General features: G+C 45.7%; 6 protein-coding genes and 1 pseudogene. 4 read left to right on the top strand and 3 right to left on the bottom strand.

The window, feature by feature from the left end; translation table 11 throughout:
* Positions 1 to 247 precede the first annotated feature (247 nt).
* The 3 genes from NC997_RS17480 (at position 248) to NC997_RS17470 (ending at position 8,312) form a co-directional block, all read left to right on the top strand.
* The gene (locus NC997_RS17480) at positions 248 to 3,217 is read left to right on the top strand and encodes a PAS domain S-box protein (protein ID WP_190528088.1); all 2,970 of its coding nucleotides are present in this window, start codon (positions 248 to 250) and stop codon (positions 3,215 to 3,217) included.
* Entirely contained in the window at positions 3,195 to 4,316 is a 1,122-nt protein-coding gene (locus NC997_RS17475) for a response regulator (RefSeq protein ID WP_190528085.1), read from the top strand. Before NC997_RS17480 ends, NC997_RS17475 begins: the two co-directional genes overlap by 23 nt.
* A 564-nt stretch (positions 4,317 to 4,880) precedes the next feature.
* Complete coding sequence (locus tag NC997_RS17470; RefSeq protein ID WP_190528083.1) at positions 4,881 to 8,312, top strand: hypothetical protein; 3,432 nt, start codon at positions 4,881 to 4,883, stop codon at positions 8,310 to 8,312.
* A gap of 51 nt (positions 8,313 to 8,363) precedes the next feature.
* Here the strand turns inward: NC997_RS17470 and NC997_RS17465 are convergent, their stop codons facing one another.
* Positions 8,364 to 10,625 (bottom strand): chromosome segregation ATPase, encoded by a 2,262-nt coding sequence (locus tag NC997_RS17465; RefSeq protein WP_190528081.1) that lies wholly within the window; start codon positions 10,623 to 10,625, stop codon positions 8,364 to 8,366.
* A gap of 204 nt (positions 10,626 to 10,829) precedes the next feature.
* Positions 10,830 to 11,729, bottom strand: coding sequence for an Hsp33 family molecular chaperone HslO (gene hslO, locus NC997_RS17460; protein ID WP_190414614.1), 900 nt, complete (start codon positions 11,727 to 11,729; stop codon positions 10,830 to 10,832).
* A 427-nt stretch (positions 11,730 to 12,156) separates the two neighbouring features.
* Here hslO and NC997_RS17455 point away from each other — a divergent pair, with 427 nt between their 5' ends.
* Positions 12,157 to 12,540 (top strand): hypothetical protein, encoded by a 384-nt coding sequence (locus NC997_RS17455; protein WP_190414613.1) that lies wholly within the window; start codon positions 12,157 to 12,159, stop codon positions 12,538 to 12,540.
* Positions 12,541 to 12,735: 195 nt separating this feature from the next.
* Here the strand turns inward: NC997_RS17455 and NC997_RS17450 are convergent.
* Positions 12,736 to 12,832, bottom strand: a pseudogene (locus NC997_RS17450) (IS5/IS1182 family transposase); the annotation flags it as partial.

Here is a 12,832-nt window from a genome sequence, read left to right as displayed (position 1 = left end):
CAACTGTAGCCAACTTAGACTACTAACCTACACTGATCGCTTGTCCCGTCTTAATTTCAGTAGTTGTTTATAAATTAGATTTGTAAATTCGATGGGTACAAAGAGGAGCTGTTAGCAATTAATTCACGCGAATTAGATAGCAGTGTAACTTCAGCATAATTAGGTAATGCTCGCTATTGAGGCGGTTGAGGTAAGGCAAAAAATCACTATTGCAAACAATTAAAGTTACTCTGAAGGTCAAAAGAATATGCGTAGATTGGGAAGGCAAGTGCGCTCTGTGCAGGCTGTGCTAAAACCACAATTAATCCGGAAACTCAAAGCAGAAAAAGCTAAACTACTGCGCCAATATCATAACTGTTTTGCTAACCCATTAATCGCTGACCTTGTTGTTAATTCCCGCAATATCACCAAACGAAAAGCTGCTGAAGCGGCACTGAATCAAGCGAATGAAGCCTTAGAAATTAGAGTTGAGGAACGTACCACTGCATTAACAGAAACCAACAAGCAATTGCGGCAAGAAATTATCGAAGGCAAAAAAGCTTTGGATGCGTTGCGAGCAAGTGAAGAACGGTTCCGTTGTTTGAGTAGCTACTCGCCAGTGGGGATTTTTTTGGCAAATATGGAGGGGTGCTGCATCTACACAAATCTCCGCTGTCAAGCCATCTGTGGCTTTACCTTGGCGGAGAGTTTGCAAGAAGGGTGGTTGCAGTTTGTTCATCCAAGCGATCGCGATCGCGTCTTTGCAGATTGGTTAACACATACTCGTGAACGGAGAGAATACTCTGACGAGTTTCGCTTTCAAACTAAGGAAGGAATTGTGCGTTGGGTTCGCGTTCAGTCTTCACCGATGTTCTCCGATCGAGGAGAATTTATCGGTCATGTTGGAATTTTAGAAGACATTAGTGAAAGCCTGCGGCACGCTACGCTACGCCAGCAAGCAGAGGAACAGATAACACAGCAGCGCAGCCAGCAGAAAGCCATCCTCGATAACATTCCCCATTTAGCTTGGTTAAAAGACAAAGAAAGCAGATTCATTGCCGTCAACGAGGCATTTGGTAACGCCTGCGGACTCAAACCAGAAGACTTAATTGGGAAGACAGATTTAGATATTTGGCATCCAGATTTAGCCGAAAGATATCGAGAGGACGATCGAGAGGTGATGAAAATCGGCAAGCGCAAGCGTGTCGAAGAACCCGCAGTCTACCAAGAAGGAAAGATGTTATGGACAGAAACAATTAAAACCCCAATTTTTAATAACATCGGGGAGGTAATCGGAACAACCGGGATTGCAGTCGATATAACCGAGCGCAAGCAGTCAGAGGAAGCACTCCACCGCCGCGAACAAGAGTTTAAAGCACTGGCTGACAATTCCCCTGATATCATTTCCCGATTTGGCAAAGAATTGCAACATTTATATGTCAATTCCGCTGTAGAACGAGCAATCGGAATATCCCCACAAATCTTTATCGGCAAAACTCATCCAGAGTTAGGAATCCAACCAGAAATTTATATTCCTTTTCAACAAATTCTTCAAGATGTGTTTACAACAGGTCAGCCACACGTTTTTGAAAGCAAGTCCTCAGTCAGCGGAAAATGCTATCAAGCTCGTATCGTCCCGGAATTTGCTTTAGATGGCTCAGTGGAGTCTGTGTTAAGTGTCGCTCGTGACATTACTGAGCAAAAGCAGACAGAGGAAGCGCTCCGGGATGCACTTCAGAGACTAAACTTTCATTTTGAAAACTCACCCCTAGCGGTCATAGAGTGGGATTGTAATTTTCGGGTGTCGCGTTGGTCGTCGGAAGCAGAAAAAATCTTCGGGTGGAAAGCGGAGGAAGTCATTGGCAAACATCCCGCTGAGTGGCAGTTTGTCTTTTCTGAAGACGTGCCAACTGTCGATAGCGTTATTCAGCGGCTAATCGATAGCAGCGAACAGCGTAATGTTTCTCGCAACCGCAATTACACTAAGAATGGTTCGGTTGTTTATTGCGAATGGTACAACTCGGCATTATTAGATAAATCGGGCAATTTAGTATCAGTGCTGTCTCTAACTCTGGATGTAACTAAGCGCAAACAGATGGAGGAAGCGTTGCGGGAAAGCGAAACCCGCTTCCGGATTATGGCTGACAACGTGCCTGCCTTGATTTGGATGTCAGACCTTAATTACAAGGGAACATTTTTCAACAAAGCTTGGTTAGATTTTACAGGACGCAATCTTGAACAAGAACTGGGCAACGGTTGGTTAGAAAGTGTACATCCTGATGATTTACGATGTTGCTTGGACACCTATAAATCAGCCTTCAATACTCGCCAACCAGTGCGAGTGGAATACCGCCTCAAGCGTGCTGATGGGAATTATCGCTGGGTTTTAGATACGGGGATTCCGCGCTTCACACCTGATGGCAGCTTTGCGGGTTACATCGGCTCGTGCATAGATATTACGGAGCGCAAACAGGCAGAAGAAGAGATTTTGAATGCTTTGGCAAAAGAGAAAGAACTGAGCGAACTGAAATCTCGCTTTGTCTCTATGACTTCTCACGAGTTCCGCACGCCTTTAAGCATTATTCTGTCTTCTTCCGAATTACTAGAATATTATGGCGATCGCTGGACTCAAGAGGAAAGATTAGAACAACTTCATCTCATTCAATCCTCTGTTAACCACATGACCCATCTGTTAAATGATGTGCTGACATTAGGGAGAGCCGACGCAGCAAGATTAAACTTTAATCCGGTATCCCTTGACCTAATTGAATTTTGTCGGACAATTATTGCCGAAATCCAACTTACCGCGAGCCGTGGGCATAAGATTGTCTTTACCAGCCGATACCAATTTCTGAGTGCTGGTATGGATAGAACGTTGCTGCGACAAATTTTAAATAATTTGCTCTCAAACGCTATTAATTATTCACCAAATAACAGCAATATTTATTTTGAAGTTAGTTCCCAAGACGGAGAGGCTATTTTAGAAATACAAGATGAAGGAATCGGGATTCCTCTGGCAGATCGATCCCGATTGTTTGAACCGTTTCACCGGGGCACAAATGTTAGTAACATCAATGGTACGGGATTAGGACTGGCAATTGTTAAAAGGTGTGTAGACTTACATCAGGGTAGGATAATAGTAGCTAGTAAAATTGGGCTTGGCACGACATTTAAAGTCGTTCTTCCTTTAAATAACAGATTGACGAGTCAGACCTGTGAAAAAGATTCTGGTGATTGAAGATGAGCCAGCAGTTAGAAGCAACCTTCTCAAACTCCTCAAGGCTGAGGAGTTTGATGCCATTGGTGCGGAAAACGGTTTGGTGGGAGTGCAGTTAGCGAGGGAACACGAACCCGATTTAATTATTTGTGATATCATGATGCCCGATTTTGATGGTTACAGCGTGCTAACTCAATTGCGCCAAGACCAGATAACGGCAATGATTCCGTTCATTTTTCTCACCGCTAAAACGGAGAGAGAAGACTTGCGCCAAGGGATGCAACTGGGAGCTGATGATTATCTGACGAAGCCGTTTACCAGAGCAGAATTGCTAGGCGCGATCGCTACTCGGCTGAAAAAACAAGAAGCTGTGACACTCCTGCAAGGGAAAATCCAAGAACTCCAGCAGCTCAATATTCAAAAAGATGATTTGCTTGCTAGAGCTTCTCACGATTTGCGAACCCCTCTAGCCAACATGAAGCTGATTATTCAAATGTTGGAAATCATTTCTAATGAAGAACAACAGCAACAATATAGAGCGTTATTAGAAGCTGAATGTATTCGGGAAATAGAACTAGTTAACAATATCTTAGATTTGCATCGTTTAGAATCGGAAAAAAAATTAATATCTCCAGAAACTTTAATTCTAAAATACTGGCTTCCGACTTTAATTGAGCCATTTAAACCTGGAATAGCTCAGCGCCAGCAAATTTTTAATATTGATTGTTCTCCCGCTCTTCCTCCACTGATTTCAGACCGAGTTTGTCTGGAGCAAATATTAATAGAGTTGATTGGAAATGCTTGTAAATATACCCCCTCTTTTGGTGAAATATCCATTAGTGTCTATGTGGATTATTCAATAAATATTAATTCAACCTCAAATTCAAGAGTAAACTTTAAAATCACCAATCAAGCAGAAATTTTAAATACAGAATTACCTCGAATTTTTGAAAAATTTTACCGCATTCCTAATGGTGATATCTGGAAAGAGGGAGGAAGTGGATTAGGGCTATATTTAGTGCAAAATTTGGTCGAAAAAATAGGAGGAACCATTCAGGCTCAAAGCACACAAGGATGGACTACATTTACCGTGCAACTACCCATTCAGACAAGTGCTTAAGTAGAAAAATGTAATTAAATACCAATTGACATAGGTACTAGGATATCGGTGATTTCTCCTTTCCTGGCGCACCCTGGAAGGTTTGTCATTACCTTAAGCATAAGGACATATTGCACCATTCGCAGGAAGCTGAGAGTCTGCTTTGCAATTCAGTCCAAAGCTCATAGCTTAAGTTCATTGAAATGGACTTAAATTTCTACTTAGTCTTCTAAGAGAAAACTTGCTTCTGTTAGCAAGGGGTTGAAACTAGAGACAGGTAATGCGAGTAGTACAAAATGTAAGTTGAAACAGACTAATTTTATAAAATTCAGTTTTTTAAACCATTCTCTGAGCAATTAGAAGAGAAATTTTATTCTCTGGCGGGATTGAAACAAAGCTCAAGTTTCAACACAAGTGGATAATGACACGACCTGGAAGGATAGGCAAATTAGAACTATTTGAGGCAAAAACTGCGATTCTGTGTAAGATGTAACAAAAATTCTACACAGCAATTTCTCTACTGCATAACAATAAGTAATAGTGGCTTCAGCCTGTTTTTTTTCAGAAACAGCTACAGACAAGTTTATGTACGTCTATCGCACCTCCCAATTTAACCGAAAGACTCTGTGCTATGGTGTTCAGGCTCAAGTAGATAAATTATGCAACGAACTTGAGCCTTTGAGTATTGATGAGTCACAGGCACGTTTTGAGAGGGTTTATCCCTACTTAAAGCGGAGAGGGGAAAACAATTTACGCCTCATTGCCAGAATTCGACCCGTACAGGACGACCTGGTGCTATGTCTACTAGACATTTTTCTCCGTGGCTCTAAAGAATACAAAAAGTTCCTGCGAACCCCAGAAGAGTACGGCAAAAAGAATCTCGACTGCCAATTAGATGAGGAAGCGCTAACTGGTTGGCTTCAACAACAGCAACCGTCAGCCAGCAACGTGTCTTCAAGGCGCGAACCGCTTCCAGACGATTTGCTTCCCTGGCTAGAACCTCCAGGCTGGGAGATAGAAAAGGATAAAGACTCTTGGGCAATCCTCTACGAAAGTGATGAGTGGATTGCCAAGTTCAAGAGTCCAGAAATCGGAGAAGACTGGGAAATTTACTATCAAATTATCTCTGGAATAGAAGAAAAATCGAGGAACGCTGAGAAAATTGCTGCATGGCCTGGTGTGTATTTGTGCGGTGAAAATAATTGCTATGTGCTATTTAGCCAACTTGAGACCGCCGATAAACCGCCTCGAATAGTATTATTTCTCCTAGCATCTTTTGCTCATCGACCTTCTACAGAAGAAATAGCCCAAATAGGGGAGGCAACTAATTTATTTAATGGTTCTAAAAATGTTTTATCTAAGCCTTTAACGCTGGATGAACTCACTCCCTTTGCGCGACGGTCTTATCCGAGTTACTTAGTAACAGATCAACAAAGTTGGCTTGCAATTCAAAGAGGCGCAGAAGTAAATCTAGCTCTTTCGGCAGAAGAAGAGGCAATTCTTAACTCGGTGTCAACAACATCAGCACGGGGAAATAATTGTCTGCCGCTTTTCTTAAATGGAAGGGCGGGTAGCGGTAAATCCACCATGCTGCTGTATTTGTTTGCAGATTATTGCTATCGAAAATATTACTACGAACCGGGAAAAGAACTTCCAGGAAAGCCGCTTTTTCTTACTTATAATAAGCGGCTATTAGAGGTAGCTAAAGAGTTTGTGCGCTGTCTGCATACATTCCATCACCGCTTTGTAGCAGATCGAACAGAAGGTTCGGAAATCCCCGATGTCAGTGCCTTCTTTCAGCCGTTTGGGACATTTCTCTTAAACTTACTCCCTTTAGAAGCAGACGATGCGTCACTGGCTAACCGGATGAGCCAGCAACCTTACTCTGCGGGAAACCCTACCGGCTACCGGCATACACTCCAGGAACGTTTCGATTCTCAGAAATACATTTCTTTCCATCGCTTTCGACAGCTTTACCGAGACTCAAAGCTGCCACAAGCACAGGTCTATTCCCCAGAACTTTCCTGGCACGTTATTAGAACTTTCATCAAGGGGTACAGTCTCCGGTACATGACTCCAGAAGACTACCAGGATGAAGTGCCGACTCAGGAACGCACTGTTCCAGCCGCTCAGTTCCAAGAAATTTATAAAACCATCTGGGGACGTTGGTATAAGCGGCTAACAACCGAGCTAGGGTACTGGGACGATCAAGACTTGATTAGATTGGTGCTGGAACTCAAGTGTTACCGTGCTGAGTACACCGCTATTTTCTGCGACGAGGCGCAAGATTTCACCCGGCTGGAGCTTCAGTTAATTATGCGGCTGTCTGCATTCTCTCAGTGCGATCTGGGATACCAGCCTATGCGTAATTTGCCTTTTGCTTTTGCTGGAGATCCTTTCCAAACCTTGAACCCGACGGGATTTCGTTGGGAGAGCGTACAGGCAGCATTTTACAATGAAGCGATCGCAGCACTCGATCCCACACAGCGATTAAATCTGCGGATGAATTTCCCGGAGCTGAAGTCTAACTATCGCTCTTGTACTGCGGTGGTGCAAGTGATTAACCTGATCCAATTGTGTCGTCAGGTTCTGTTCAAAATTCCGGCACTTCAGCCGCAAACTGCCTGGAAACAAGGTCACTTTCCCACTCCGCAAAAATTTATTATTGGTCGGAATATTCAAATTGAGCAACTCAAACACTACCTGAGAGACACGATTATTATTGTGCCTTGTGAAGAAGGGGGAGAGCTTACTTATGCTCAAAACGATGCGGTTCTTTCTCAAATTTTGGCAGAGATTCCAGAGTCAGAACCGCTCAAAAATGTATTGAGTGCTAGTGCAGTTAAAGGATTGGAATTTAAACGAGTCGTTCTCTACAAATTTGGCGAGGAATGTAACAAAGCTGTCTGGAATCTAGTCAATCGACGAGAAGACTCAAAAGACATTTTGGCAGATCGTTTATACGAATTTGAATTTTTCTTTAATAAACTCTACGTAGCTGCTTCCAGAGCCAAAGAACGTCTATTTGTTGTTGATTCTCAAATCGGAGACCAGCGGCTTTGGGGGGTCACAGAAACTTATTTAGAAGTGCTGTTACAGCAGTCACAAAACCCTGCTTGGCGAGAAAACGTTCAACCCATCCGTTTAGGAAAACCTGAAAGCGCACGGGATCTGCAAGAAGATGACTGGCACTCAATCGCGCAGGAGTTCGAGAGTCGGGGAATGAACTCGGAAGATCCAGATTTCATGAGACGTGCCAGACAGTGTTATAGCGATCGCGCCTACGCTAAAAAAGCAGAAATTTGTGAAGCTTGGGCACTCAAATTTGAGCATAAATTTAGCGAAGCTGGTCAACGTTTTCTTATGCTTGGCAAAACAGAAGACGCTTGGGATTGTTTTTGGCAGGGGATGTGTTGGTCAGCATTGTTGAAGCAGTTTGACAAGGCTCCGCCAGGTCGGGAATCAGAGCGGCAAATTGCCCAATTTATGGACAAAAAATTGAGCCAACCTTCTTTAAAGGAGTTCACTCACTTCCTCCAATACTGCATCAAAAGCAACCAGTTGGAGATTCACCGCAACAGCCGACAGTTGAAACTAGCCTTGGAGGAATATGCGACGGGAATTGGGACTTTAATTGCCGGGACAAACCTCCACCCGAATGAGTGGCAGCGATTTGGAGAGGTTCTCGAAGCTTTAGGAGAAGGCTGGAATGGGATGCTCTACCGTGCGGGAACTTGTTTCTACCGCGCCAAGAACTATGAACGTGCCGCGCAATGTTGGGAACGGTGCGATTCTACTCAACAGCGTAAATATTATCTGGCAAAAGCTTCTGTTCTTGGTCTGCCAAATGGTTTGGAGTATTTAGAAAAAGCCGGGGAATCCGAGCAGATTGTTAAGGAGTGGAATCAGGCTGGCAGACCTCATACTCAATTGTGGTTAAAGTATGTTGCGCCAATACTAGAAAAAGGAAAAAGAAAGAGCGGTACGGCAACAAAGGCGAAACAGAAAAAGCGGTAATGAGCGATTAGTTTTTAGATTTTGGCAAAACACCGAATAATCAACTAATGACTAAAAAGAAGGTGAGTTCTCCAGGGACTGAGGTTCTAGACTTTGTTTCCAACCTTGGATTGCCCGTTGAGCGTCGGTGTAGGCAGATGAACCATCGGGGATGTTTTGGGCGATCGCGATCGCTCTTTGGACATCATTCCGCGCCTGATCTTGTGCCATCGCCAACAGTTGATAGCTCCAGCGATTAATCACCTCTCTAGCTTCAGCACCGACTCGCGTCGAGTTACGCACCTGACGAGCCGTTTGAACTGCTTGCGCGATCGCATCCGGTGTTCCTGGATTCGCTAACTGATAAGCGGACTGCAAAATCTCTTGCGATCGCAGTTCTGTCCGCCAACTTTTAATTTTTTCCTGAGCTTCACCGTAGAGCGCTCGTCCTGAGCGAATTTGTCCCGCTGCGGTAATTGCCCCCGGAAGATTACCCGAACTCGCCAAAGCTTGCGCTTGATCCAAATAAGGCTGGTCTTGTACCCGCTCAACTCTGTCTTGCCACCGTCGGATCTTGCCTTGAGCTTCTTGATAGAGCGCTCGTCCCGCTTGAATCTGTCCCGCTGCCGCGATCGCGCCGGAAAGATCCCCTGCATTCGCTAAACCAGTCGCTTGATCCAAATAAGGCTGGTCTTGCATTCGCTCGATTTTGTCAGTCCACTGTCGGATTTTGCGCCTCGCTTCTGTATAAAGAGCGCGTCCTTGACCCACTTGACTCGCTTCGTTAATGGCTTCTTGCAGGGAACTCATATCCCCCAAACTTGCCAGTTGATCGGCGCGAGCGAGATAGGGACGATCTTCTACCGTCTCTATTTGACTCGTCCAGTTATTGACGAGAGATTTTGCTTCTGCGGAGCGGGGATTGGTGCTGGGAACCAGTTGTGCTTCCGCGATCGCTGCGCTTAAGTCACCGACCGTTCCGCCTTTTGCCAGTTCCCGCGCCCGATCTAAATGGGCGACATCTTCAATTTCTCGCTGCCAGCGAACAATCAAATCCTGGGCTTTATCGTATAGAGGGCGTCCTGGATTTAGTTTTTGGGCAAGGGCGATCGCATCTTCCAAATCTGAAACCGTTCCCTTCTGAGCGCGAGACTGGGCACTTGCCAGGTCGTTCAAATCTTGCGCTTCGCTTTGTAAATTCAGGCTTTCGGGAATTTTACTGGTAATGAGGATGACCGTTTGCCAGTCTTTTCGATCGAGCGCCTCTTGAGCCATATCGATTAATTTGCGCCCAAATTCTGTCACCGCGCCTTGAGCTTCCTTGTATGCCAAACTGCTGGGCGGAATTGCTTGTGCCAGTTTGATCGCCTCCAACAGATTATCTAATCCTCCGCTCTTAGAAAGTTGGAACGCTTTATCCAACTTGGCGCTTTCTTCCCGCGCCGACTGAATTAGATTCACCAGTTGGTCGTACTTGGTTGTTGCCCAGTAGTTATTGCCGATATAGACCAGTTGCACCGCATCGCGAAAAGCCTGAGTCCAGTTAGACTCGCGCACCTCGTCCTCGGCTTTTTTGTAAAGGCCTTCTGCCTTCGACCAGATGGATTGCCAGCGATTTACACGCTCATCCACCAACTTGTACGCTGGTACGCCCGTGGGGATTTTGCGAGCCATTGCGATCGCTTCGGACAATTGACCCGCTTGGAAGGATTCCTCTCCCAATTTCAAAATCTCCCGCGACCACTCTTCCAGATGCTTGTCAATTTCTGGGCGTAGCGGGTGATCTTCTGGCAAACCATTCACCAGCGCGATCGCTTCTAGCAAATCTTTTGCCGTCTGCTTAGAAGCCGCTATCTGAGCGCAGCTGAGGCGCAGTGATGCCGAAGCCGTAGGCCAAAAAATGGCTGGGCAGTTGGGAAGCGCTGGCAGGTTAAACAACAGCGCTACCGCTGTAAAACCCAGCCCCCCAGAGAGCAGCACCACCAAGATGCCCCAGAATGCCCAGCTAGTCGGCAAGCGTAAAAAACGTTTAGGTCGAGGTGGCTTGGGTGCTTCTGACGGAGAGTTCGGCAGTGTAGCTGGAATTTGCTGACCCCCCTCTGCTGGTGCAGCACTACCCGCCGGACGCTGAGGACGATCCGTTGGTGGAGGAAGTGGCTGTTTCCCCGGACGCGGTGCTTTTCTGGGGACGGGCTGAGAAGAGTTCTCGCTCGTGTGTGGTTTGCGATCGCTCGGACGCCCAGACGCAGGCACTCGTTTTTGGGATGTCCACCCAGCCGAATTTGAAGACTTGCCGCTCCGCCCGCCATCTGGAATTTCGGGATTTCTAGTCATAGCTTATTCACACCACAACGCGCTTCGCCTGGGACGAATGCTTTTTAGCACAGGCAGTAGTTGCAATCCTACTCCCCTCAGCCGCAAAAAGCTATATTCTCATCCAGAAGTCAAAATCTATAATTCATCATTCACAAGGAAATTTTCAATTCAGCTACAGAATCTAGAATTTTTTCTTACCTTGTGACTTCTAACTTCTGATTCCTAAACAGACTCGGCACGTAAATCCTCAATTAGCGCCGCCAATTCGTCACTGCTGGCGTTGTAAACCTCTCCACAAAAATGGCAAGTCGCTTCGGCTCCATCATCTTTTTCAATCATGTCTTGCAGTTCGGCTTCGCCTAGCATCTTCAAAGCACCCAAGACACGGCTCATCGAGCAACCACAGTGAAATTGCAGCATCTGGACTTCTGGTAGGATGACCAGACCCATATCTCCTAGTAGTTGCTCCAAAATTTCTGGCAACGTCTTGCCTGCCTGTAACAAGGGTGTAAAGCCCGCCAGTGCTTCCATTCGAGATTCCAAAAGTTGCACTAGGCTCTCGTCGCTCGCCGCCTTGGGCAGGACTTGCACCAGCAACCCACCAGAAGCCCGGACTGTACCCGCTTCTATAAATACACCCACCGCTAGCGCTGAGGGCGTTTGTTCGGAAGTCACCAGATAGTGGGCAACGTCATCCCCAATTTCACCCGACACCAGCTCAACGGTACTCGAATACGGGTAGCCGTATCCCACATCGCGCACGACATAGAGGTATCCCTCCCGACCGATTGCTCCCCCGACATCTAGTTTTCCTTTGGCATTTGGGGGCAGTTCCACGCTTGGGTTATCTACATACCCTCGTGCAGTTCCGTCCAATCCGGCGTCAACGAGAAGCCCGCCGAGTGGCCCATTTCCTTTTATGCGAATGTTGACCCTTGACCCCTCTCGCTTCATGCTAGAGGCAAGTAATAGCCCAGATGACAGGGTGCGTCCCAGTGCAGCGGTTGCCACGTATGAAAGATTATGACGCTGTCTGGCTTCTTGTGTGAGGCGTGTGGTAATGACCCCAACGGCGCGAATTCCACCCTCTGCCGCCGTGGCACGGATTAACTGATCAGCCATGAAAAGACCTTACATTTCTTAACACACTATACTTTTATTGTAGGCATGGCAGTTAATAGTGAGGTGGTATTTGCGGTGCTAATTATCAGAACCGCCAAAAACAGCTAGTTTTTCAAATAAGAGATAAGAACCTGAATCTTCTATCAGGCACAGATGGATAAACAGGCTAAAAATAAGGATTGAAATATAATTAACATTTTTAAAAAACATTTTTTATGTTGTTTTAGTTAATTTAAAAACAGATATTATATTAAAATAAATTTTTTGTTGTTGATGCAAATATGAATTTAGAGTATGCATGATAATTCTTAGCTGCCAGGACTATTTAGCCACTACTCTCAAGAAAAACAATTACATTAAGATTAGGAACAGTAAATAGAAACTTCTGTACCAGTAACAACTAATAACAAAGAAACCGCAACTGTTTATGCTAGGAAACTTTCAACAAAGCCATCTTAGAATAGAAGTAAATTCCCCCGCAGCAGCCATCGGCGACAGTCTGCTTCGCCCCAGCCAGCAAAGCCAGTGGTTGTGGCCCCTGCGCCTTTCCGCAGGGCTACCGGAACAACTGTCTGAGGGGTTAATTTACACCAGTTGGGTGGGGCCAGTGGCGATACAACACCAAGTGGAAGTGGCTCAACCCAACTGTCTGCGCCTGCTCTTGAGTCAAGGAATTGACGGTTATCACGAGTGGTACTGGGGAGAACATTGGGTACAGTCACGTCTAGAAGGAGTATCTCTACTGTCGCTGAGTTTGGGGCAAACACTCAGTTTGCTGCGCTTGCGAGAATTTCTAGCATCCCGATCTTAGAACTGAGGGCTGAGGGATGAGGACTGAGGACTGAGGGCTGAAGGGTGGCTAGAAGAACGATTTTCATGTTTGGGAATCGCGCGATCGCTATTAAAGACTAACACGAACACAAAGTGAGTAAGAGAGACAGAGAAGGTAGATTCTTCAGTGGCTTATTTGCAAATACTTTTGCCTTCACTAGACCTCCTGCATGAATCAGTGAGTATGTGCCAGTTCGTAGTTCAACAGTCCCGCAATCAAGTTGAAGCGTAAGCCAAACCGCTTTCTACGATTGCGATAGCGTCCCGAAAAG

The sequence above is a fragment of the Trichocoleus sp. DQ-A2 genome (assembly GCF_039961915.1).
GTDB lineage: Bacteria > Cyanobacteriota > Cyanobacteriia > Cyanobacteriales > FACHB-T130 > FACHB-T130.
This window is presented reverse-complemented; position numbering and strand designations above follow the sequence as displayed.

Bases quoted from the DNA above. Each gene is read 5' to 3' on its own strand.
- NC997_RS17465 (WP_190528081.1), bottom strand. From the start codon at position 10,625: ATGACTAGAAATCCCGAAATTCCAGATGGCGGGCGGAGCGGCAAGTCT.
- hslO (WP_190414614.1), bottom strand. From the start codon at position 11,729: ATGGCTGATCAGTTAATCCGTGCCACGGCGGCAGAGGGTGGAATTCGC.
- NC997_RS17470 (WP_190528083.1), top strand. From the start codon at position 4,881: ATGTACGTCTATCGCACCTCCCAATTTAACCGAAAGACTCTGTGCTAT.
- NC997_RS17480 (WP_190528088.1), top strand. From the start codon at position 248: ATGCGTAGATTGGGAAGGCAAGTGCGCTCTGTGCAGGCTGTGCTAAAA.
- NC997_RS17455 (WP_190414613.1), top strand. From the start codon at position 12,157: ATGCTAGGAAACTTTCAACAAAGCCATCTTAGAATAGAAGTAAATTCC.